Here is a 20,855-nt window from a genome sequence, read left to right as displayed (position 1 = left end):
CTGCCTGAGTCCCTGCCTGAGTCCCTGCCTGAGTCCCTGCCTGAGCTCGGAGGACCGACCCGCTCACCGCACGGTGAAGAGGTCCCCGACGTCGCACCCCAGGACGTCGCAGATCGCGGTCAGCGTCGAGAACCGCACGGCGCGTGCCCGGTCGTTCTTGAGCACGGAGAGGTTCACGACGGTCACGCCGACGCGGTCCGCGAGGTCGGTGAGGGTCATCCCCCGGTCGGCGAGCAGCTCGTCGAGGCGGCAGTGCACCCGATGTGCGTCGTCCGGAGCCGGGCTCACACCAGCCCCTCGAGGTCGCGGCGCATGACGGCCGCCTCGCGCCAGGCGGTCGCGAGCACCAGCAGGACCAGCCCCACCACGACGGACCACCACGGGACGAGTGCGGCGGGCGCCGCGTCCGCGATGTCCGCGGCCCACGAGGACTCCACCAGGTGGACGGCGAGCACCTGGCGCAGGACCGCGGTCACCGGCACGCCCACGAGCACCAGGCCCCCGATGACGGCGACCCGCCGGGCGACCCGGGTGGTGAACACGTCCCCGCGCCGCACGTCACGCATGGTGAGGGCCAGCAGGAGCCAGATCAGCGACAGCCCCAGGAGCGGCAGCGCCCTGGTCCCGGTCCAGGCGAGCGACTCCCACCGCCCCAGGCCCCAGAAGGACAGCTGGGCCTGAGCGCCGTAGAACTCGACGAACCCCGACGGGCTCGCGCTCGTGGCGTCTGCCTCCCGCTGCGGGGCGAGGGCCTCGTTCGCCGCCGCGGCGGTCGCCACGCCGGCACGTCCCGAGACGACCACGGCCTCGTGCGCGACGGTGTTCTGCTCGCTGGTGCCGATGGCCTCGCCGAGGCGGTACAGCGGGACGACGTCCGCGCCGTTCGGCCCCAGCACCCAGGCGAGGGAGCCCACCAGGCTCAGGGCCGCCAGGGCGAGGCAGAGGCCCTGGACGACCCAGGTCAGCGTGCCGGCAGGTCTCATCCGGTTCTCCATGACGATGATCGATACCATCGTTATTCGATACCATCGACAAACGATGTGTCAAGGAGTGAGCAAGAGGCCCCGGAGCCAGGCTCCGGGGCCTCCCTGTCGTCCGGCTCGGCTCAGAAGCCGAGCTTGCGCAGCTGGCGCGGGTCCCGCTGCCAGTCCTTGGCGATCTTGACGCGGAGGTCGAGGTAGACCGGTGTGCCGAGCATGGCCTCGATCTGACGGCGCGCGGCGGCGCCGACGGTCTTGAGCCGGGCGCCCTTCCTGCCGATCACGATGCCCTTCTGGGAGTCACGCTCGACGTAGAGCGTGGCGTGCACGTCGAGGAGCGGCTTGTCCTCCGGGCGGTCCTCGCGCAGGCCCATCTCCTCGACCACGACGGCGATGGAGTGGGGCAGCTCGTCGCGGACGCCGTCCAGGGCGGCCTCGCGGACGAGCTCGGCGACCAGCGTCTCCTCCGGCGAGTCGGTCAGCTCGCCCTCGGGGTAGAGCGGCGGGCCCTCGGGCAGGCGCTTGACCAGCAGGTCGGCGAGCAGGTCGACCTGGTCGCCGTCCTGCGCGGAGACCGGGACGATCTCCATCCAGTCGGTGCCGGTGTCGTGACCCAGCGCGGAGATGTCGAGCAGGTGCTCGGCGATCCGCTCGGGCGTGGCAAGGTCGGTCTTGGTCGCCACCGCGATCTTCGGCGTCCGCTTGACCTTGGTCAGCTCGTTGACGATGAACCGGTCGCCGGGGCCGATCTTCTCGTTCGCGGGGAAGCAGACGGCGACGACGTCCACCTCGTTCCAGGTGGTAAGGACGAGGTCGTTGAGCCGCTCGCCCAGCAGGGTGCGCGGGCGGTGCACGCCGGGGGTGTCGACGAGCACGAGCTGGGCGTCGGGGCGGTGCACGATGCCGCGCACGACCGAGCGGGTGGTCTGCGGCTTGTCGCTGGTGATGGCGACCTTGGTGCCGACGATCGCGTTGGTGAGCGTCGACTTGCCGGCGTTGGGCCGGCCCACGAACGAGGCGAAGCCGCTGCGGTGGCCCTCGGGCACGGGCGAGCCCGACGAGAACACCGGCGGTGCGGGTGGCGGAAGGCTCATCGGTCGGTCTCCTGTGCGTCGCGGGCGGCGTCGTAGTCCGCCCAGATCTCGTCGTCGCTCTTGCCGGCGGCCTTGCCGGCGCGCCAGATGGGGCCGGGGTCGACGGCGCGGGGCTGGCGCTGCTGCCCGCCGCGCCAGTAGCCCATCACGTCGTAGTGGTCGGAGGCCATGGCGACCTCGCGCATGAGGTGCTTGCGGATGGCGCGCATCTGGGCGGACTCCCCCGCCATCCAGAAGTAGCCGGGGCCCGCGGGCCACGCGAGGCCGGCGACGACGTCGGCCAGGGCGGAGCCGTGGTCGGCCGGCTGCGGCAGCCAGGTGACGTCGGCGCCGTCGGGCAGGTAGCCGGGCACCTTCTCCGGCACCTCGGCGTGGATGCTCACGGGCAGGCCGGCGGCCAGGGCGTGCTCGGCGGTGCGGGCCATCGCGGGCATCGCGGTGAGGTCGCCCACGAGGACGACCCACCCGGCGTCGTCCGGGATGCTCACGGAGCCCTTGGGGTCGGTGACCGTGACCTGCTCGCCGATCACGCCGTCGGCGCGCTGGGCCCACTCGGTGACGAGGCCGACCTCGTGCACGACGACGTCGAGGACGAGCTCGGTGCCGTCCCACGAGCGCACCGTGTAGTAGCGGCTCTGGAACTGGCCGGGGACGACCAGCCCGAGCCACTCGTCGGGCAGGCCGGTGGAGACCAGGCCGGCCAGGCCCTCGCCGCCGATGACCAGGCGCAGCAGGTGCGGCGTCAGGCGCTCACGGCGCAGGACGGTACCGACGTGCTGCTGGGCCCTCGTGCTCACCGCTCGAGGCTACTCACCACTGCAGGCGCAGCCCGAATCCGTCGTCCCCCTCGGCCGTGGGCTTGGAGGCCAGCACCTGGTGCAGCTGGATCTCGTTGCGCTCGAACGCGAGGCGCGAGCCGGCCATGTAGAGGCCCCACACGCGGGCGGTGCCCTCACCGACCTCGGCCACGCACTCCTCCCACGAGTCGCGCAGGTTGCGGTTCCAGTCGCGCAGCGTCATCGCGTAGTGCTTGCGGAAGTTCTCCTCGTGGACGACCTCGAGGCCGGCGTCCTGCGCGGCGGCGATGATCGTGCCCGAGCCGGTGAGCTCCCCGTCGGGGAAGACGTAGCGGTCGATGAAGGCGCCCGTGCTGGTCGGCTTGTTGTGCGGCCGGGTGATCTGGTGGTTGAGCAGCTTGCCGCCGGGGCGCAGGTGGTCGGTGACGAAGCCGAAGTACTCGGGGTACTGCTTGACGCCGATGTGCTCGAGCAGACCGATGGAGCTGATCGCGTCGAAGTCGGACTCCAGCACGTCGCGGTAGTCGCTGTGCCGCACCTCGGCGACGTCGCCGAGGCCGTCGGCGTCGATCGCGGCCTTGGCCCAGGACGCCTGCTCGCGGCTCAGCGTGACGCCGAGCGCGGTGACGCCGTAGTGCTTGGCGGCGTGGCGGACCATGCCGCCCCAGCCGCAGCCGATGTCGAGGAGCCGCTGCCCGGGCTGCAGGCCCAGCTTGCGGCACACGAGGTCGAACTTCTCCTCCTGCGCGGCCTCGAGCGTGCTGTCCAGCTCGGGGTAGACCGCGCAGGTGTAGGCCATGGAGGGCCCGAGGACGTGCTCGTAGAAGGTGTTGGAGACGTCGTAGTGGTGGTGGATGGCCTCGGCGTCGCGGATGAGCGAGTGCCGGACGCCCTCGACCACGCGACGCCAGCGGGGCAGGTGCTCCTGCGGCGGCACGGGCGGCGGCGCGAGCGACTTCAGGCCGATGGTGGACCGGATGCCCTGGAGCAGCCCGACGACCTCCGAGGGCGTCGGCGCGCGGAACTTGGTGTGGTTCATCAGCAGCGAGAGCGCCTCGTAGGGGTCGCCGGGGTGCACGCCGTGCACGACCAGCTCGCCCGTCACGTAGGCCCGGGCGAGGCCCAGGTCGCCCGGGGCGCCCAGCAGGTAGGCCAGGCCGCGCTCGCTGGTGAGCTCGAGGGTCACCGCCCCGTCCTCCGGGCCCGCGGAGGAACCGTCGAAGGCCACCAGCCGCAGCGGCATGCCGTCGCGCATGAGGGCCGCGAGGGCCGGGGCCAGCTGGAATCCACTGTTGCTCGAAGCGCTGCTCACTGCGCGCGCACCACCTTGTCGTAGAGGGAGGTCAGCCGGTCGTCGGGGTCGTGGACGGCCTTGACGCGCGCGAGGCCGGGGCCGTCGTAGAGCGCGTCGAACGTCTCGCGGTCGTAGAAGGCCTGCGAGTAGAGCGACTTGTGGCCGCCCAGCTCGTGGACCCGCGCCTCGATGGCGCGGTTCGTGGGGCCGTCGGAGGCGTCGGGGCCGACCGGCACGGTGCCCCAGAAGCCGATGTTCACGTAGGTCTCGCCCGGCTCCAGCGGGTAGGTCGGCCACCGGCCGCCGCTGGCGGTGCCGCGCGCGACGAGCGGGCACAGCCACACGGGGCGCATGCCGACGGCCTCGTCGAACCAGTCGAGGAAGTCACCCAGCCGGTCGAGGGGCACCTCGACGTCCTGCACCACCTTCTCGCGCAGGGGCCGACCGGCGCGGGCGTCGAGGCGCTCGACGAGCCGGTACCTCTCGTCGAGGCCGACGAGGCGGTGGTAGACGTCGGAGCGGCGCCAGCGGCGCGGCCACAGCCGGCGCACGGTGGGGTTCTGGACGCCGAACGCGCCCGAGCACCAGAACCAGTCGGTGTCCCAGCGCCACAGGTAGTCGTGCATCGTCAGGACGTCGGTGGAGCGCTGCTGCAGGGAGCGGTAGAAGACCTGCTGCCCGGTGTAGTCGCTGGGCGTGGCCTCGGGGTGCCGGGCCCACGTGGCGAGGCTGAGGTAGTACTCCCCCGGCGCGAACGCCACCCCGTCCATCCCGTCGACGCGCACGCCGTCGTGCTCGCCGGTGGTCACGACCTCCTCGATGGCCGCCCGGAGGGCGTCGGTGTCGTGGAACCGGACGTGGCGCAGGGTGACGTAGCCGGGGACCTGCTCGAGCTCGATCCGCAGCCGCACCGCGTACCCGAGGGAGCCGTAGGAGTTGGGGAAGGCGTCGAACAGGTCGTCGCCGGGCTTGCAGGTGACGACCGTGCCCGAGCCGGTGATGACGTCCATCTCCAGCACCGCCTCGTGCGGGAGGCCCGAGCGGAAGCTGGTCGACTCGATGCCCAGGCCCGTGACGGCACCGCCGAGGGTGATGGTGCGCAGCTGCGGCACGACGGTCGGGATCAGGCCGTGCGGCAGGGTGGCGTCCACGAGGTCCTCGTAGGTGCACATGCCCTGCACCTCGGCGGTGCGCCCCGCCGCGTCCACCTCGATCACGCCGTCGAGCCCGGAGACGTCGAGGCCGACGGTCGCCGCGGCGCGTGGCCGGAAGAGGTTCGACGTGCGCTTGGCCAGCCGGACGGGCGCGCCGGACGGCAGCGCGGCGTAGGAGGCGCGCAGCCGGGCCACGGCCTCCTCGTGGGACGTCCAGCCCTTCGCAGCGTTCACCCTCCCCAACGTACGCCCGCCGGAGGGCCTGGTGCCACGGGCTGTGACGGACCCGGACGGCGGCGTCTGCTGGATCACAGCGGAGGCGAGGTCCGGGCCCGTCGGTGGCCCGCTGGTGGGGCCGTCAGTGGGCCCGTCAGTGGGCACTGCCCACCTCGTCCTCCTCCGCGGCGGCCTCGGCGAGCGTCTCCTCGACGTAGGCCCGCGCCTTGTCGTCGGGCAGGCGCCAGGCGAAGGCCATGACGTAGACGACGGCCGACAGCGCGCCGAGCAGGAGGAAGGAGGTGACGAAGCCGAGGGTCATGGTGTTGCCGGCGGCGGGCTCCGGGTAGGAGCCGAGGAACGAGATGAGCGTGAGGCCGCCGAGCCAGGGCAGCACCCACAGCCCGCTGCGCGCGTCGAGGTCGCGACCCTTGAGCCCGCCGGTGGCGGCGAAGACGCCGAGCAGCACGAAGCCGATCAGCACGGCGACCATGAGCTTCCACACCGTCGTCCAGCCGCTCCAGTAGACGATCAGGTTGGAGCCCCAGAAGGCCAGGAACGGGATGGTGTGGCCGCCGGGCAGGCGGAACGGGCGGACGGCGTCGGGCAGCTGCTTGCGCAGAGCGGCGTGCACCAGCGGACCGGAGGCGAAGCTGAGCACGGTGGCCGAGGTGATGAACCCGACCAGCTGCTGCCACGAGGGGAACGGCAGCAGCGCGATCAGGCCGACGACGAAGGCGATGACCAGGCCGACCATCGGGACGCCGCGCTCGGTGGTGCGCGCGAGGGTCCGCGGGGCGTTGCCGTTGCGGGCCATCGCGTAGGTGATGCGAGCGGTGACCGTCGTGTAGATGAGCCCGGTGTCGCCGGGAGAGATGATCGCGTCGGCGTAGAGGAGGAAGGCCAGCCAGGCCAGGCCGAGGGCGGTGGCGACCGCGGCCAGGGGGCCGAAGTCGTTGGCGAAGGAGAGGTCCGCCCAGGACCCGGAGTCGGCCAGCGTGGCGGGGTCCAGGGCGCCGATGAAGGCGACCTGGAGGGCGACGTAGAGGACGACGGTGAGCAGCACCGAGCCGATCACGGCGAGCGGCACGTTGCGGCGCGGGTTGTCGGTCTCCCCCGCCAGCTCGATGCCCTGGCGGAAGCCGAGGTAGGAGAAGACGATGCCGCTGGTGGCCACCGCGGTGAACACGCCGTGGTAGCCGGACGGGGCGAAGCCGGCCGAGGAGAAGTTCTCTCCGTGGAAGGCCGCCACCAGGAACGCGGCGATGACCAGCACGATGATGACGAGCTTCCAGCCGACCAGGACGTTGTTGATGCGCGCGAACCAGCGCACGCCGATCGCGTTGACGACCACGAAGAGCGCCATCAGCACGACCGCGGCCGCGTAGCCGAGGGCGGTCAGCGTGTAGACGGTGTCGCCGCCGACGGTGTTCTCGGCCGTGAAGGGCGCGTACCTCGTCCCGTACTGGAGCGCGGCCGCCACCTCGATCGGGGCGGTGGTCGCGACCGCGACCCAGGTGATCCAGCCCGAGGCGAAGCTGGCGAGGTTGCCGAAGCTCATGTGCGGGTAGCGCACGACGCCGCCGGAGAGCGGGTACATCGTGCCGAGCTCGGCGTAGACGAGCGCGAGCAGCAGGATGAGGGCGCCTCCCAGCACCCAGGACAGGATCGCCGCGGGGCCGGCGGTCTGGGCGGCGTTCAGCGCTCCGAAGAGCCAGCCGGAGCCGATGATGGAGCCGACGCTGGCGAAGAGGAGACCGACGACACCGACGTGTCGCTTCAGGCCTGCCTCACCGCCGCCCGGCGCGGGTGCGGGGCGGTGCTGGGTGTCGAGAGCCATGCAGACATGGTTGACCCTGACAACCGGCCTGTCACCTCACCCGTCAGGTGGTACCGCTCACCTCGTCACGACCCGGGGGCTGCCCCGGACTCGCCTGCTCCGACGCGGGGCAGACAGGTACGCCCCACCACATGCGTGGTGCCAGAGAGTCGAGACCACGAATGTGGTGGGTCGTACCAGCGGCGAGCAGGCCGCGACGGGCTCAGCTCAGGACGGTGGCGTCCAGCGTGCCGCGGGCGTCGCCGTGGTGCACGGGGACGCCGGGGCCGGCGAACTCGGCGACGGCGGCGAGGTCGGTCTCGGCGACGTCGTCCTCACCAAGCACCACGACGGCCTCGAGGCCGCCGGAGCCGGAGGCCACGGCCATGGCGATGCAGACGCCGATCGCCGAGACGGCGAGCGAGGGCAGCGCGACGGTCGCGGCGGCGTAGGTGCGTCCGTCGGAGTCGCGGACGGCGGCGCCCTGCGCGGCCTGGGTGCGGGCCCGGGTGGCGCGGGCCAGGGTCACGAGCTTCTTGTCCTCGGCCTCGAGCGTGGCCGGGGGCTCCGTGCGGGTCCGTGCGTCACTCATCCTCGTCGTCCTCCTCCTCGGGCTCGACGACGGCGATCAGCACCGTGCCGAGCTTGTTGCGTCGTCCTGCTGTCCCCTCGGCCACGAACCGGAGGCCGTGGGCCTCCACATGGGAGCCGGGGATGGGCACGAGGCCCAGGTGCTTGGCCATGAGGCCGCCGACGGAGTCGACGTCCTCCTCCTCGACCTCCACGCCGATCAGCTCCTCCAGGTCGTCGACCGGGAAGCGGCTGGAGACCCGGACGACGCCCTCGGCGACCGTCTGCACGGGCACCTCCTCGGCGTCGTACTCGTCGGTGATCTCGCCGACGATCTCCTCCAGGACGTCCTCGATGGTGACCAGGCCGGCGGTGCCGCCGTACTCGTCGACCACGACGGCCACGTGCTGGCGGCGGGCCTGCATCTCCTTGAGCAGGTCGTCGACCGGCTTGGAGTCCGGAACGAAGGCCGGCGTCCGCATGATCTCGTCGACCCGCACCGTCAGCTCGGCCTCGGGGTCGTCGAAGTCGCGGCGCACGAGGTCCTTGAGGTAGGCGACGCCGACCACGTGGTCGAGGTTGTCGTCGATGACCGGCAGCCGCGAGAAGCCGCTGCGCAGGCACAGCGAGAGCGTCTGGCGCAGGTTCTTGTAGCGCTCGACGTAGACCACGTCGTTGCGGGGCACCATCACCTCGCGCACCATCGTGTCGCCCAGCTCGAAGACGGAGTGGATCATCCGTCGTTCCTCGGACTCGATCACCGAGGACGCCTCGGCCAGGTCGACCAGCTCGCGCAGCTCGGTCTCGGTCGAGAACGGACCCTGGCGGAAGCCGCGGCCGGGGGTGATCGCGTTGCCGAGCGCGATGAGGAGCACGGGCAGCGGGCCCAGCACCTTGGTGAGGAACGAGACCGGCCCGGCCGAGAGCAGCGCCACCGTCTCGGAGTGCTGGCGGCCCACCGTGCGGGGGGCCACGCCCATCACGACGAACGAGACGACCACCATGATCGCGATCGAGGTGAGCACGCTGGCCCACCAGGCGCCGTCGTAGAGCGCGTCCACCTGGAGCGCGACCAGCACGATCGCCGAGACCTCGAAGACCAGCCGCAGCAGCAGCGCGGTGTTGAGGTAGCGGGAGGCGTCGTCGAGCACGGCGACGAGCCGCTTGGCACCGGCCCGGTCCTCGTCGGCCAGCTCCTCCGCGCGGGCGCGGCTGAAGCCGGAGAGTGCCGCGTCGGCGGCCGAGAACGCCCCGGCCAGCACGACCAGGACGGCCGCCGTCACCAGCAGCCAGACGTGGTTCATGTCGGGATCAGCCGTCCTGGCCGCGCCAGCGCGCGAGCAGCTCGTCCTGGAGCCCGAACATCACCTTGTGCTCCTCGGGCTCGGCGTGGTCGTAGCCGAGCAGGTGCAGGATGCCGTGGGTGGTGAGCAGCTCGATCTCGGCCAGGGTGCCGTGACCGGCCGTCTCGCCCTGCCGCTCGGCGACCACGGGGCACAGCACGAGGTCGCCGAGGACGCCCTCCTCGGGCTCCTCGTCGACCAGGCCGGGGCGCAGCTCGTCCATGGGGAAGGCCAGGACGTCGGTCGGCCCCTCCTTCTCCATCCACTGCTCGTTGAGCTCGGCGATGGTCGGCTCGTCCACCGCGCGGATGCAGAGCTCGGCCTCGGGGTGGACGCGCATCGCGTCCATCACGAAGCGGCTCAGCCGGGCCAGGTGGTGGACGTCCAGCCCCTGACCGGACTCGTCCAGGACCTCGATGCTCACCGTGCTCCTCCTGCGCGCGGGCCCTCGGCCCGGGACTCGTGGGTGCCGCGGGCGCTCGCCCGGGCCTCTTCCTCGCGCTGAGCGCGGCGGCGCTCCGCGACGGCGTCGAACGCGTCGTAGGCGGCGACGATCTTGCCGACCAGGCGGTGGCGGACGACGTCCTGGCTGGTCAGCCGGTGGAAGCCGATGTCGTCCACGCCGTCGAGGATGTCCTCCACGACCCGCAGGCCCGACTTCGCGCTGCCCGGCAGGTCGGTCTGGGTGACGTCACCGGTGACCACCATCTTCGAGCCGAAGCCCAGGCGGGTCAGGAACATCTTCATCTGCTCGGGCGTCGTGTTCTGCGCCTCGTCCAGGATGATGAAGGAGTCGTTGAGCGTGCGGCCGCGCATGTAGGCCAGTGGCGCCACCTCGATGGTGCCGGCGGCCAGGAGCTTCGGGATCGACTCCGGGTCGACCATGTCGTGCAGCGCGTCGTAGAGCGGCCGCAGGTAGGGGTCGATCTTCTCCGAGAGCGTGCCGGGCAGGAAGCCGAGCTTCTCGCCGGCCTCGACGGCCGGGCGGGTCAGGATGATCCGGTTGACCTCCTTGGCGTGCAGCGCCTGCACGGCCTTAGCCATGGCCAGGTAGGTCTTGCCGGTGCCCGCGGGGCCGATGCCGAACGTGATGGTGTGGGTGTCGATCGAGTCGACGTACTTCTTCTGGTTCAGCGTCTTCGGCCGGATCGAGCGGCCGCGGTTGGACAGGATGTTGAGGCTCAGGACGTCGGCCGGGCGCTCCGTCGTCTCGGCGCGCAGCATCGAGACCGCCCGCTCGACGGTCTCCGCAGTCACGCCCTGACCGGTGCGGATGATCCGCACCAGCTCGTCCAGGAGCCGCTCCGCCAGCGCGACCTCACCGGGCTCGCCCTCGAGCGTGATCCGGTTGCCGCGCACGTGCAGGTCGAGGTCGAAGGACTTCTCGAGCACGCCGAGGTGCTCGTCACCGGGGCCGAGCAGGCTCACCATGTCAATGCTGTTGGGCACCGTCACGGTGTGCCGGGTCGAGGCGGCGGACCGCTCGTCGGCGCTGCTGTCGGGGGTGCTGTCAGGAGGAGTCATGGATGCCCCGCGGCGGGGCGCCTTTCAGGTTGCGTCTGCGTGCGTGCACCCGGTGCAACGCACGGGAGCGGCTGAGGCTTCCATGCTACGGCGCAGCCCCCGCGGGGCGCGCGTCGGTTTGGGCTCGGGTGGACCGGCCCTGTCCACCGGGCCTGTCCACCGGCCCTGTCCACCGGGCCGTTCACCGGGCCGTGACGCAGGTGCAGCCCCACCGCGACGTCCCTGCCCTACCGTGGGGGCCATGTCAGGCGGAGCGGACGTGCGCGAGTGGCTGGAGGAGGACCCGGACGACGACGACACCGAGCCCGTCTGGTTCCCCGGCCACGGGCTGCCGGACGAGGCCCGCCGGCTGGGGCTGACCCACCACACGCAGGAGGGGGCGCTGCTCGACTTCGCCGGGCGGCTGGACTCCTCCAAGCCGTTCCACCGGGCCGTCGCCTGGGTGATGATCGCGGTGTTCTGCTTCCCGGTCGTGATGGCGGTGCTGCGGGTCCTGGTCTACCTCGGCCCGCACTGACCGCCGCACGGCTCAGCCCGGCGGCCAGGTGAAGTCGCGCCCGGCGAGCACGTGCAGGTGCGCGTGGAACACGGTCTGGCCGGCGCCCGCACCGGTGTTGAAGGTGAGCCGGTAGTCGTCGGGGTGGCCGGCGGCCGTGGCCACGGCGGCGGCGGTCGCGACGAGCTCGGCCATCGTGTCCGGCTCGGCGGCGGCCAGCGCGGCGGCGTTCGGCACGTGCGTGCGCGGCACGACGAGCGCGTGCAGGGGTGCCTGCGGCTCGATGTCGGCGAACGCCACCGTGCGCTCGGTGACGTGCAGCGTGGTCGCGGGGATCTCGCCGGCCACGATCTTGCAGAAGAGGCAGTCGTCCACGCCGTCATCCTGGCATCCCCCGCGGCACTCCCGCCGCGCCCTCCCGGTCGCACCCGGCCCGGCGGGAACCTTTTCGTGCCGCGAGGCGTCACACCAGCACCACACGACACGCACGACCGAACCGGCCCCGGGCACCCGCCCGGTGTGTCGGGGCCGCCACGGAGGCCCCGAACGGGGAGGCTTGCCCGGTGAGCACAGACGGGAGCACCACCATGACCAGCACGCGCACCACCCCCCGCACCGCCCCGCACCGAGGCGGGCTGCGACGTGGGCTGGCCGCCCTGGCCCTGCTCGGCGCGGGCGCCACGGCGCTCACCGCCTGCGGCTCGGACGACGACACCGCCGCCACCGACACCACCACGCCGGCCGGCAGCACCAGCGCGGCGGCCCCGAGCGACGCGGCCACCTCCGAGGCGCCGGTGGAGTCCAGCCCCAGCCCCACCGAGACCTCCTCGCAGGCCGAGGCGACCACCAGCACCGTGCCCGTCTACTGGGTCGGCACCACTCCCCTGGGCGATCGCCTCTACCGCGAGTTCGAGCAGGTCACCGGCGACGCGGCCGCCGGCGCCGTCCAGGCGCTGCTCACCGGCGAGCCCCTCGACCCCGACTACCGCTCCCCCTTCACCGCCGGCTCCGGCGTGGCGAGCGTGACCGACGACGGCGGCACCATCACCGTCACCCTGAGCGACGACGCCCTCGCCGCGCGGCCGGACGGCACGAGCAAGGCCGACGCCGAGCTCGCGGTGCAGGCAGTCGTCCACACCGTCCAGGGCGCCCTCCAGGAGCGGCTCCCGGTGGTCGTCACCGACCCCTCGGGCGGCACCAGCCTGCTCGGGGTCGAGACCGGCAACGGCGTGAGCAACCGCGACCAGACGACCGTGCAGTCGCTGGTCAACCTCACCACGCCCGAGGAGGGCGCGACCGTCACCGGCGGCACGCTCACGCTGGACGGCGTGGCCAGCTCGTTCGAGGCCACCGTGCCGTGGACGATCACCGACTCCGAGGGCAAGCAGGTGCTCGAGGGCTACGCCACCGCCGAGGGCTGGATGGACAAGCTCTACCCGTTCACCACGGACGTCGACGTCTCCGACCTGAAGGCCGGCACGTACACCGTGCTCGTGGCCAGCAGTGGCGGCGAGGGCGTGGCCGCACCCATGACGGACACGCGGACCTTCACGATCGGCTGACGCCGCGGCGGCGGTGCCCCGGAGGCCGTCCGACGGGATCGGGCAGCGGCTCAGGCACCGCCCCAGCGCGCGGTGCGCGAGAGCAGCGCCGCACAGGCGGCCAGGCCGGCGGTCGAGGTGCGGAGCACCTCGGTGCCCAGCAGGACGGTGCGCGCCCCGGCGTCCTCGAAGGCGGCGAGCTCCTCGGGGGTCAGACCGCCCTCGGGGCCGACGACGACGGCGACGCGACCGGACGCCGGCACCGGGACGGTCGCCAGGGACGAGGTCGCCTCCTCGTGCAGGACGACGACGAGGTCGTGCTCGCGCAGCAGGTCGGCCACCTGCCCGGTGGTGGCGAGCGGGTCCACGACCGGGTGCCACGGGCGGCGTGCCTGCTTGGCGGCCTCGCGGGCCGTGGCGGCCCACTTGGCGTGCGACCTGGCGGCGCGCTCGCCCTTCCAGACGGCCACCGAGCGAGCGGCCGCCCAGGGCACGACCCGGGCGACACCGACCTCGGTGAGCACCTCGACGGCGAGCTCGCCGCGATCGCCCTTCGGCAGCGCCTGCACCACGGTCAGGGCCGGTGCGGGCTCGGGATGGTCGACGACCTTCTCGACGGTCACGGAGAAGACCTTCTTGCCGGTGGCGGACACCGGGCCCGTCGCCGTCCTGCCGTGCCCGTCGGTGAGGACGACGCGCTCCCCCACCGCGAGCCGGCGGACGGCGACGGCGTGGTGGGCCTCGTCGCCCTCGATCCGCACCTCGCCACCGACGTGGGCGTCGGCGAGCGAGGGCGCGAGGTGCACCGGGAGGCTCATGCGTGCGACCCGCTCAGTGGTTGAACGCGTCGCGCAGCCGGCCGAAGACCGACTTCGTGCCCGGCTTCACGGTGCCCGACGGGGCCTCCTCGCCGCGCACGGCGGCGAGCTCGCGGAGCAGCTCCTCCTGGCGGGCGTCGAGCTTGGTGGGCGTGTCGACGGCGATGGTGACGACCAGGTCGCCACGCCCGCCGCGCAGGCCGGGCACGCCGCGCCCGCGCAGCACCTGCTGCGTGCCGGACTGGGTGCCGGGCTTCACGTCGATCTCGAAGCTCGTCTCCAGGTCGGTCGAGGGCTCGCTGCCCTCGGGCACCACGTCGGCCTCCAGGGTCGGCAGGGTCAGGGTGGTGCCGAGCGCGGCGGCCGTCATCGGCAGGCTGACCGTGCAGTGCAGGTCGGTGCCCTCACGGGTGAAGGTGTCGTGCCGGCCGACGTGCACCTCGACGTAGAGGTCGCCGGCGGGGCCACCGCCGGGGCCGACCTCGCCCTGCTCGGAGAGCTGGACGCGGGTGCCGGTGTCGACGCCGCCGGGGATCTTGACGGTGAGGGTGCGGCGGGAGCGGACACGGCCGTCGCCGGCGCACTCGCGGCAGGGGTCGGGGATGACCGTGCCGAAGCCGCGGCAGGCGGCGCAGGGACGCAGCGTGCGCACCTCGCCGAGGAACGAGCGCTGCACGTGGGCGACCTCGCCCTGGCCGTGGCAGGTCTCGCAGGGCACCGGCGAGGAGCCGGGCGCCGCGCCGTCGCCGCCGCAGGTGCCGCAGGTGACCGCGGTGTCGACGGTGATCTCGCGGGTGGTGCCGAACGCCGCCTCGGCCAGGCTCACCTCGAGCTGGATGAGCGCGTCCTGGCCGCGACGCATCCGCGGGCGCGGGCCACGGCCCTGGGCCTGGCCGGCACCGCCGAAGAAGGCGTCCATGATGTCGGTGAACGAGAAGCCCTGGGCCCCACCACCGCCGAAGCCGCCGCCGGCGGAGCCGAACGGGTCGCCGCCGCGGTCGTAGTGGGCCTTCTTGTCCGGGTCGGAGAGCACCTCGTAGGCGCGGCTGACCTCGCCGAACTTCTCCTGGGCCTCCGGGTCGGGGTTCACGTCCGGGTGGTACTTGCGCGCCATCCGGCGGTACGCCTTCTTGATCGCGTCGGCGTCGGCGTCGCGGGAGACCCCGAGGGTCTCGTACAGGTCCTGGGCCACGGTGTTCCTTCGTGTTCCTTCGCTGGGTCTGTCAGGCGGTGTGTCAGGGGTGTGTCAGGTGGTGTGTCAGGGGGGGGTCGTGCGGGAGGTGCGGCAGAGGGCGGCGTCAGCCCTCGTCGAGGATGCGGGAGACGTAGCCGGCCACGGCGCGCACGGCGGCCATGGTGCTCGGGTAGTCCATGCGGGTCGGCCCGACGATGCCGAGCGAGGCCAGGGACTGGCTGCCCGGGCCGTAGCCGGTGGAGACGACGCTGGTCGAGGACAGCTGCTCGATCGGGCCCTCGGCGCCGATCCGCACCGTCACCAGCCCGCCGGAGCCCGCCTCGCCGATGAGCTTGAGCAGCACGACGTGCTCCTCGAGCGCCTCCAGGAGCGGGCGGACGGCGGTGTCGAAGCTGTCCCCGAAGCGCGCCAGGTTCGCGGCACCACCGACGGCCACGCGCTGGTCGGAGCGCTCGTCGCTCATCGCCTCCAGCAGCACGTCGACCACGGCGGCGACGCTGCGCGGGTCGGCACCGGGCACCGGCGAGGGCGCGCCGTGCGGCAGCTCCTCGGGGTCCGGCGCCAGGGTGGCGAGCGCCTCCATGGCCTCGGCGATCCGCTGGCCGGTCGCCGCGTGCAGCACGCGGCTGCGCAGGGTGGCCAGCGCCTCCTCGTCCAGCGCGGCGGGCAGCTCGACGACGCGTTGCTCCACCCGCCCGGAGGAGAGGATGAGCACGACGAGGACCCGCTCGGGCGTGAGCACGACGAGCTCGACGTGCCGCACCGTCGAGCCCGAGAGCGTCGGGTACTGGACCACGGCGACCTGGCGGGTCAGCTGCGAGAGCAGCCGCACCGAGCGCTGGACGACGTCGTCGATGTCCACGGCGCCCTCGAGGAAGGTCGAGATGGCCCGGCGCTCGGCCCCCGAGAGCGGCTTGACGGTGGTCAGCCGGTCGACGAAGAGCCGGTAGCCCTTGTCGGTGGGGATGCGGCCCGCGCTGGTGTGCGGCTGGGCGATGTAGCCCTCGTCCTCCAGCGCGGCCATGTCGTTGCGCACGGTGGCCGGCGAGACGCCGAGGCCGTGCCGCTCGACGAGCGCCTTGGAGCCGACGGGCTCCTCGGTGGCCACGTAGTCCTCCACGATGGCGCGCAGGACGGCGAGTCGTCGCTCCTCCTGGATCACGGCACCTCCTGGCGTCGACGGGGCTGAACGGGGCTGGGCTGATCTGGACTGGGTGGACCGGCGCGCGTGAGCCGTGCCGGACCAGGGCCCACCACTGGCACTCGCGCGTCGTGAGTGCCAAGCCTACTCGCCACGTCGCGTGACGCACGTCGGGCGAGCCGCGGCGCCCTGCCCCGAGTTGCTCGCAGGAACCGTCGTCCCACCAAGTGAGGCAACCCTTGGTTAGGCAAGCCTCTCCATGCCACACTCGAGGCTGCCGGCGGTCGTCCGGCGCACCGACCACCCTCGCACCGAGCACCGGAGGCCATCCGCATGACCCTGCACCGCGCGCCCAGCACCGACGTCGAGGCGGCCCGCGCCGCCCGCTCCGTGCTCGCGGCACCGGCACGGGCGTCGTTGCACCTGGCCACGCCCACGCAGGCGCAGGAGCCGGCCACCGCGCCGCTCTCGCTGGCGGGCGTCTCGCTCGTGGACGACGGCGGCCGGCCGCACCTCCTGGTGCCCACCGACCACGTGCTGGTGGCCGCGGCCCGGGAGGGCCTGGGCGTGCGCCTGTGGCTGGCCGAGGCGGCTCCCGGCGAGCTGCTCCCCGGCGGCGTCGAGGCCGCGCGCCTCGACCTGCACGGCACGCTGGCCCTGGCGGACGTCGAGGCCCACGGCGACCAGGTGACGCTGCGGCTCGAGGTCGCCACGGTCGTGCTGCACCGCTCCGCAGGGTCGGTGCCGGTGGACGTGTCGACGTTCTCCGCCCCCGACCTGGCGCTCAACGCCGGCCACCTGGCCCGCTGCTGCGCGCACGCCAACGCCAGCCACGGCGACCTGCTGCGCGAGGCCGTGGGGCGGCTCGTCGGCCGTCCGGAGGCGCGGATGATCGCCGCGTCCCTGACCTCGATGGACGCCGACGGCGCGGTCGTGGCCTGGATCGACCACGAGGGCGCCCACGAGCGCCGGGTGCCGTTCGTGCTGCCCGCGGAGGGCCCCGAGGACCTCGGCCCGCTGCTGCGCGACGCGCTCGGCCTCGCCCTGCACTGACCTCCGCGCCCCGGGGCTGTCCGGTTGGCCCGAGCATCGCGCCCCTAGGGTGGTGGTGTGAGCACGTTCACGGAGATCGCCGACCGCGTCTGGGTCTCGGCCCGCCCCTGGTACGACGTCAACGTCACCGTCGTCGCCGGTGAGCGCGGCCTGGTGGTGGTCGACACGCACGCGTGCCTGGCCGCCGGAGCAGCGCTGCGCGACGACGTCGTGTCGCTCGCCTCGTCCCTGGCGCCCGGCACCGCCGTGGTGGCGACGGTGCTGACCCACGCGCACCACGACCACGTCCTCGGCACCCCCGCGCTGCGCGCCACCTGGGGCGACGACCTGCCGGTGCACGCGCACGAGGGCTGCCTCGCCGAGCTCACCGCCTGGTCCGCGGACCCCGGGCCTGCGCCCGAGAACACCTCCGCCGAGGGGTGGCGCACGACGCAGGACGACGTCGACGCGCTCGTGCTGCCCGACCACGTCTTCTCCTCCGCCGGGTTCGTCGACCTCGGCGACCGGCTCGTCGAGCTGCTGCACCCCGGGCGCGGCCACACCAGCGGCGACCTCGTCGCGGTCGTGCCCGACGCCGACGTGGTCGTCGCGGGCGACCTCGTGGAGTCCGCCGGCCCGCCCGCCCTGGGCCCCGACAGCTTCCCCCTGGAGTGGCCGCTCACCCTCGACGTCGTCCTGCCCCTCCTGCGCCCCTCGACCGTGGTGGTCCCCGGGCACGGCACCCCGGTCGACCGGGACTTCGTCGAGACCCAGCGCGGCGCCCTGGGCGTGCTCGCCGAGACCGTGCGCGACCTCGCCTCGCGCGGGGTGAGCGTGGAGGACGCCGTGGCCCACGAGGGCTGGACCAGCACGGACGCCGGGCTCACCCTGCCCTGGGAGCCGGCCGACCTCGCGGACGCGGTCCGCCGCGTCTACGAGCACCTGCCCCGCAGCCAGAAGCGTCTCCCCCTGCTCTGAGCCCTCGTCGCCGGTGGTCCCGACGTGCTGGACCCGGCGTGCCGCCGACACCGCCCTGAGCCGGGCGCCTAGCGTGTCCGGGTGGCTGATCGATACGGCACCGACGTCCTCGCGGGCGACTGGAACGTCCCGAAGCGTGGCCGCGCCACCGAGGCGCCGGCGAACCTCGGTGAGGTGGTCGAGGAGGTGACCACGGACTTCTGCGGCGAGATCGTCCAGGTCGACCGCGACCTGCACGTGCTCACGCTGGAGGACCGTCGCGGCACGCGCCGCACCTTCCCCCTCGGCGCCGGCTTCCTGCTCGACGGCAAGCCGGTCGTCCTGACCCCGCCGGTGACCCGCCCGGGCCCGGAGAAGAAGACCCGCACCGCGTCCGGCTCGGTGGCCGTGCACGACGCCAAGGCCCGCGTCGCCCGCGCCAGCCGCATCCTCGTCGAGGGACGTCACGACGCCGAGCTGGTGGAGAAGGTCTGGGGCGACGACCTGCGCATCGAGGGTGTCGTCGTGGAGTACCTCGGCGGCGTGGACGACCTCGTGGAGCACCTGCGCGACGTGCGACCCGGGCCGCAGAAGAAGGTCGGCGTCCTCGTGGACCACCTGGTCCGCGGCTCCAAGGAGGCCAAGATCGCCGACGCCGTCGCCCGTTCCCCCATGGGTCCGCACGTGCTCGTGGTCGGCCACCCCTTCATCGACATCTGGCAGGCGGTGAAGCCCGCCCGGCTCGGCATCGGCTCGTGGCCCGACGTCCCGCGCCGCGAGGACTGGAAGAAGGGCACCTGCCAGCGCCTCGGCTGGCCGCACCGCGACCAGGCCGACATCGCCCGGGCGTGGAAGCACATCCTGGGCGGCGTGCGGGACTACCGCGACCTCGACCCCGCCCTGCTCGGCCGCGTCGAGGAGCTCATCGACTTCGTCACGGCCCCCTGAGAAGACCCCCTGGCGAGACCTCCGGCGAGACCCTGGACGAGACCCTGGACGAGACCCTGGGCGGCACCCCGGGTACGCGGCCGGAAGTCCTCCCCGGATCAGGGCCTTCCCCGAGGCCGTGGGGCACCCGGGGCCACTAGTGTCGTCGCCATCACCCGGGCGACCGGACCACGCACCTGGAGGAACGACCATGACGCAGGACCCGTACCCGGAGCAGCCCTACCAGGGCCAGGACCCGGCCGAGCAGCACCAGGCCCCGCCGCCCCCGCCCCCGGGCGGGCAGCCGCCGTACGGCTACGGCGCGCCCGGTGGCCCGGTGCCGATGTCGCCGGCCGAGGAGAACACCTGGTCGTGCGCCGCGCACTGGACGGCGCTGCTCGGCTCGGTCATCGGCGGGCTGGCCTTCCTCGGCCCGCTGCTGGTCATGCTGATCAAGGGCAACGCCTCGCCGCGGGTCCGCGCCCACGCCGTGGAGTCGCTCAACTTCCAGCTCTCGATCCTGATCTACGCGGTCATCTCGTTCGTGCTGGTCTTCGTGCTGGTCGGGATCGTGCTGCTGCCGATCGTCGGCATCGCCTGGCTCGTGCTCACCATCATCGGCACCGTGAAGTCCGCGAACGGCGAGTACTACCGCTACCCGCTGACCATCCGCATGGTCAGCTGACCCGACAGTCCCCGGCCGGTGCCCGGACCCGGAGGTCCGGTTCGATCAGGGCAGCAGGTCCCGCACGACGGCGTCCGCCACCAGGCGGGCGCCGTCGGTGATCCGGACGCGGTCGGCGCCGGGGTCGACCTCGAGCAGGCCGCGGGCCACCAGGCCGGGCACGGCCGCTCGCCCGCCGTCGTCCAGGACCGGCAGCGGCATCCCCTCGCGCAGCCGCAGCTCCAGCAGGACCCGCTCGACGCGACGGTCCTCCGCCGAGAGCACCTCCCGGGCCAGCGCCGGGCTGAGACCCGAGCCCAGCCGCTGCGCGTAGGCGACGGGGTGCTTGACGTTCCACCAGCGGGTGCCGCCCACGTGGCTGTGCGCGCCGGGGCCGACGCCCCACCAGTCGGCGCCCGTCCAGTACAGGACGTTGTGGCGGCAGCGTGTCTCCTCCGAGGTGGACCAGTTGCTGACCTCGTACCAGGAGAGCCCCGCCTCGACGAGGCGGGAGTCGGCGGCGGCGTACTTGTCGGCCAGGTCGTCCTCGTCGGGCATGGGCAGCTCGCCACGACGGACGCGGCGGGCCAGAGCGGTGCCGTCCTCGACGATGAGCGAGTAGGCCGAGACGTGGTCGGGCTCGCACGCCAGGGCGGCCTCCACCGAGGTCTCCCAGTCGGCCAGCGACTCACCGGGAGTGCCGTAGATGAGGTCGAGGCTGACCTGCTCGATGCCACCCTCCCGGGCCCAGCGGACGACGTCGGGGACGCGGCGGGGGTCGTGGGTGCGGTCGAGCACCGTCAGGACGTGGGAGACCTGGCTCTGCATGCCGAAGCTGACCCGGTTCACCCCGACCTCGGCCAGGCGGGCCAGCGCGGCCGCGTCGACGGAGTCGGGGTTGGACTCGGTGGTGACCTCCACGTCGGGCGCGAGCCCGAACTCCTGGCGGGCCGCGTCGATGACCGAGCCGAGGTCGTCGGGGCTCAGCAGCGTGGGCGTGCCGCCGCCGAAGAAGATGGTGTCGACGGGGAGGTCGACGTCGCCGAGCACCTGCCGCGCGCGGCGCACCTCGGCCACCGCGGCCTGGGCGTAGGTGTCGCGGGAGGCACCGGGGGTGCCGCGGCCGTCGGGGCCGACGCCCAGCTCGGCGGAGGTGTAGGTGTTGAAGTCGCAGTAGCCGCAGCGCACGGTGCAGAACGGCACGTGGACGTAGAGGCCGAAGGGTCGACTGCCGAGACCGTCGAGGGCGGAGGCCGGCAGCGCGCCGTCGTCCGGCGCCTGCTCACCGTCGGG

Annotated in this window: 22 protein-coding genes; 6 read left to right on the top strand and 16 right to left on the bottom strand. The window is 73.2% G+C overall.

The features are described 5' to 3' along the window. Positions 1-63: 63 nt before the first annotated feature. The 11 genes from M8330_RS18365 to M8330_RS18315 form a co-directional block, all read right to left on the bottom strand. Positions 64-288, bottom strand: a complete 225-nt coding sequence (locus M8330_RS18365; protein WP_308196311.1) for a helix-turn-helix domain-containing protein — start codon at positions 286-288, stop codon at positions 64-66. Continuing rightward, the gene (locus M8330_RS18360; RefSeq protein ID WP_250828497.1) at positions 285-1,013 is read right to left on the bottom strand and encodes a DUF2975 domain-containing protein; all 729 of its coding nucleotides are present in this window, start codon (positions 1,011-1,013) and stop codon (positions 285-287) included. The genes M8330_RS18365 and M8330_RS18360 overlap by 4 nt, the downstream gene beginning before the upstream one ends. Positions 1,014-1,105: 92 nt before the next feature. Then, positions 1,106-2,074 carry a GTPase Era gene (era, locus tag M8330_RS18355; RefSeq protein ID WP_250052414.1) on the bottom strand — a complete coding sequence of 323 codons (969 nt, stop codon included), beginning with the start codon at positions 2,072-2,074 and terminating at the stop codon, positions 1,106-1,108. Continuing rightward, positions 2,071-2,871: a siderophore-interacting protein gene (locus tag M8330_RS18350; RefSeq protein WP_250828496.1), complete on the bottom strand. Its 801-nt coding sequence runs from the start codon at positions 2,869-2,871 to the stop codon at positions 2,071-2,073. The genes era and M8330_RS18350 overlap by 4 nt, the downstream gene beginning before the upstream one ends. Before the next feature lie 13 nt (positions 2,872-2,884). Further along, positions 2,885-4,183, bottom strand: a complete 1,299-nt coding sequence (locus tag M8330_RS18345) for a class I SAM-dependent methyltransferase (RefSeq protein ID WP_308196310.1) — start codon at positions 4,181-4,183, stop codon at positions 2,885-2,887. After that, a complete protein-coding gene (locus tag M8330_RS18340) occupies positions 4,180-5,553 on the bottom strand; it encodes an FAD-binding oxidoreductase (protein WP_250828495.1) in 1,374 nt (457 codons plus the stop codon). Before M8330_RS18340 ends, M8330_RS18345 begins: the two co-directional genes overlap by 4 nt. A 136-nt stretch (positions 5,554-5,689) precedes the next feature. Next, entirely contained in the window at positions 5,690-7,375 is a 1,686-nt protein-coding gene (locus tag M8330_RS18335) for an APC family permease (protein ID WP_250828494.1), read from the bottom strand. Between the two features lie 202 nt (positions 7,376-7,577). Beyond that, entirely contained in the window at positions 7,578-7,946 is a 369-nt protein-coding gene (locus M8330_RS18330) for a cytidine deaminase-like protein (protein ID WP_250052422.1), read from the bottom strand. Further along, entirely contained in the window at positions 7,939-9,228 is a 1,290-nt protein-coding gene (locus M8330_RS18325) for a hemolysin family protein (protein ID WP_250052424.1), read from the bottom strand. Before M8330_RS18325 ends, M8330_RS18330 begins: the two co-directional genes overlap by 8 nt. Positions 9,229-9,235: 7 nt before the next feature. Further along, positions 9,236-9,691 (bottom strand): rRNA maturation RNase YbeY, encoded by a 456-nt coding sequence (gene ybeY / locus M8330_RS18320; protein WP_250052426.1) that lies wholly within the window; start codon positions 9,689-9,691, stop codon positions 9,236-9,238. Further along, on the bottom strand, positions 9,688-10,791 hold the full coding sequence (locus tag M8330_RS18315; protein ID WP_250052429.1) for a PhoH family protein: 1,104 nt from the start codon (positions 10,789-10,791) through the stop codon (positions 9,688-9,690). The genes ybeY and M8330_RS18315 overlap by 4 nt, the downstream gene beginning before the upstream one ends. Positions 10,792-11,032: 241 nt before the next feature. Between M8330_RS18315 and M8330_RS18310 the strand changes: the two genes are divergently transcribed. Next, on the top strand, positions 11,033-11,308 hold the full coding sequence (locus tag M8330_RS18310) for a hypothetical protein (RefSeq protein ID WP_250052431.1): 276 nt from the start codon (positions 11,033-11,035) through the stop codon (positions 11,306-11,308). A gap of 12 nt (positions 11,309-11,320) precedes the next feature. Here M8330_RS18310 and M8330_RS22570 read toward each other — a convergent pair whose 3' ends face one another. After that, positions 11,321-11,662: an HIT domain-containing protein gene (locus M8330_RS22570; protein WP_250052434.1), complete on the bottom strand. Its 342-nt coding sequence runs from the start codon at positions 11,660-11,662 to the stop codon at positions 11,321-11,323. Between the two features lie 188 nt (positions 11,663-11,850). On the opposite strand from M8330_RS22570, the gene M8330_RS18300 reads away from it, so the two are divergent. Next, complete coding sequence (locus M8330_RS18300) at positions 11,851-12,849, top strand: Gmad2 immunoglobulin-like domain-containing protein (protein ID WP_250828493.1); 999 nt, start codon at positions 11,851-11,853, stop codon at positions 12,847-12,849. Between the two features lie 50 nt (positions 12,850-12,899). Here M8330_RS18300 and M8330_RS18295 read toward each other — a convergent pair whose 3' ends face one another. The 3 genes from M8330_RS18295 to hrcA form a co-directional block, all read right to left on the bottom strand. Beyond that, the gene (locus M8330_RS18295; protein WP_250052438.1) at positions 12,900-13,646 is read right to left on the bottom strand and encodes a 16S rRNA (uracil(1498)-N(3))-methyltransferase; all 747 of its coding nucleotides are present in this window, start codon (positions 13,644-13,646) and stop codon (positions 12,900-12,902) included. A 13-nt stretch (positions 13,647-13,659) separates the two neighbouring features. Next, positions 13,660-14,838: a molecular chaperone DnaJ gene (gene dnaJ, locus M8330_RS18290; RefSeq protein WP_250052440.1), complete on the bottom strand. Its 1,179-nt coding sequence runs from the start codon at positions 14,836-14,838 to the stop codon at positions 13,660-13,662. 106 nt (positions 14,839-14,944) lie between these two features. Continuing rightward, positions 14,945-16,000 carry a heat-inducible transcriptional repressor HrcA gene (gene hrcA / locus M8330_RS18285; protein ID WP_250052457.1) on the bottom strand — a complete coding sequence of 352 codons (1,056 nt, stop codon included), beginning with the start codon at positions 15,998-16,000 and terminating at the stop codon, positions 14,945-14,947. Between the two features lie 315 nt (positions 16,001-16,315). Here hrcA and M8330_RS18280 point away from each other — a divergent pair, with 315 nt between their 5' ends. From M8330_RS18280 to M8330_RS18265, 4 genes are all read left to right on the top strand, one after another. Continuing rightward, the gene (locus tag M8330_RS18280) at positions 16,316-17,035 is read left to right on the top strand and encodes a DUF2470 domain-containing protein (protein ID WP_250828492.1); all 720 of its coding nucleotides are present in this window, start codon (positions 16,316-16,318) and stop codon (positions 17,033-17,035) included. A gap of 57 nt (positions 17,036-17,092) precedes the next feature. Then, positions 17,093-17,992, top strand: coding sequence for an MBL fold metallo-hydrolase (locus M8330_RS18275; protein WP_250828491.1), 900 nt, complete (start codon positions 17,093-17,095; stop codon positions 17,990-17,992). An 81-nt stretch (positions 17,993-18,073) separates the two neighbouring features. Next, positions 18,074-18,919 carry a DUF3097 domain-containing protein gene (locus M8330_RS18270; RefSeq protein WP_250052445.1) on the top strand — a complete coding sequence of 282 codons (846 nt, stop codon included), beginning with the start codon at positions 18,074-18,076 and terminating at the stop codon, positions 18,917-18,919. Positions 18,920-19,109: 190 nt separating this feature from the next. Continuing rightward, a complete protein-coding gene (locus M8330_RS18265) occupies positions 19,110-19,583 on the top strand; it encodes a DUF4870 domain-containing protein (RefSeq protein WP_250828490.1) in 474 nt (157 codons plus the stop codon). A gap of 45 nt (positions 19,584-19,628) precedes the next feature. Here the strand turns inward: M8330_RS18265 and hemW are convergent. Further along, a partial coding sequence (hemW, locus tag M8330_RS18260) for a radical SAM family heme chaperone HemW (RefSeq protein ID WP_250828489.1) occupies positions 19,629-20,855 on the bottom strand: 1,227 nt, incomplete at its 5' end.

The organism is Nocardioides bruguierae, from assembly GCF_023656415.1.
GTDB classification, from domain to species: domain Bacteria; phylum Actinomycetota; class Actinomycetes; order Propionibacteriales; family Nocardioidaceae; genus Nocardioides; species Nocardioides bruguierae.
The sequence above is the reverse complement of the archived record's forward strand: the minus strand, read 5'-3'. Positions and strand labels throughout refer to the sequence as shown.

Excerpts from the sequence above, each read along its gene's own strand:
- M8330_RS18360 (WP_250828497.1), bottom strand. The coding sequence starts at position 1,013 with ATGGTATCGATCATCGTCATGGAGAACCGGATGAGACCTGCCGGCACG.
- era (WP_250052414.1), bottom strand. The coding sequence starts at position 2,074 with ATGAGCCTTCCGCCACCCGCACCGCCGGTGTTCTCGTCGGGCTCGCCC.
- M8330_RS18335 (WP_250828494.1), bottom strand. The coding sequence starts at position 7,375 with ATGGCTCTCGACACCCAGCACCGCCCCGCACCCGCGCCGGGCGGCGGT.
- M8330_RS18330 (WP_250052422.1), bottom strand. The coding sequence starts at position 7,946 with ATGAGTGACGCACGGACCCGCACGGAGCCCCCGGCCACGCTCGAGGCC.
- M8330_RS18325 (WP_250052424.1), bottom strand. The coding sequence starts at position 9,228 with ATGAACCACGTCTGGCTGCTGGTGACGGCGGCCGTCCTGGTCGTGCTG.
- M8330_RS18315 (WP_250052429.1), bottom strand. The coding sequence starts at position 10,791 with ATGACTCCTCCTGACAGCACCCCCGACAGCAGCGCCGACGAGCGGTCC.
- M8330_RS18310 (WP_250052431.1), top strand. The coding sequence starts at position 11,033 with ATGTCAGGCGGAGCGGACGTGCGCGAGTGGCTGGAGGAGGACCCGGAC.
- M8330_RS18295 (WP_250052438.1), bottom strand. The coding sequence starts at position 13,646 with ATGAGCCTCCCGGTGCACCTCGCGCCCTCGCTCGCCGACGCCCACGTC.
- M8330_RS18280 (WP_250828492.1), top strand. The coding sequence starts at position 16,316 with ATGACCCTGCACCGCGCGCCCAGCACCGACGTCGAGGCGGCCCGCGCC.
- M8330_RS18265 (WP_250828490.1), top strand. The coding sequence starts at position 19,110 with ATGACGCAGGACCCGTACCCGGAGCAGCCCTACCAGGGCCAGGACCCG.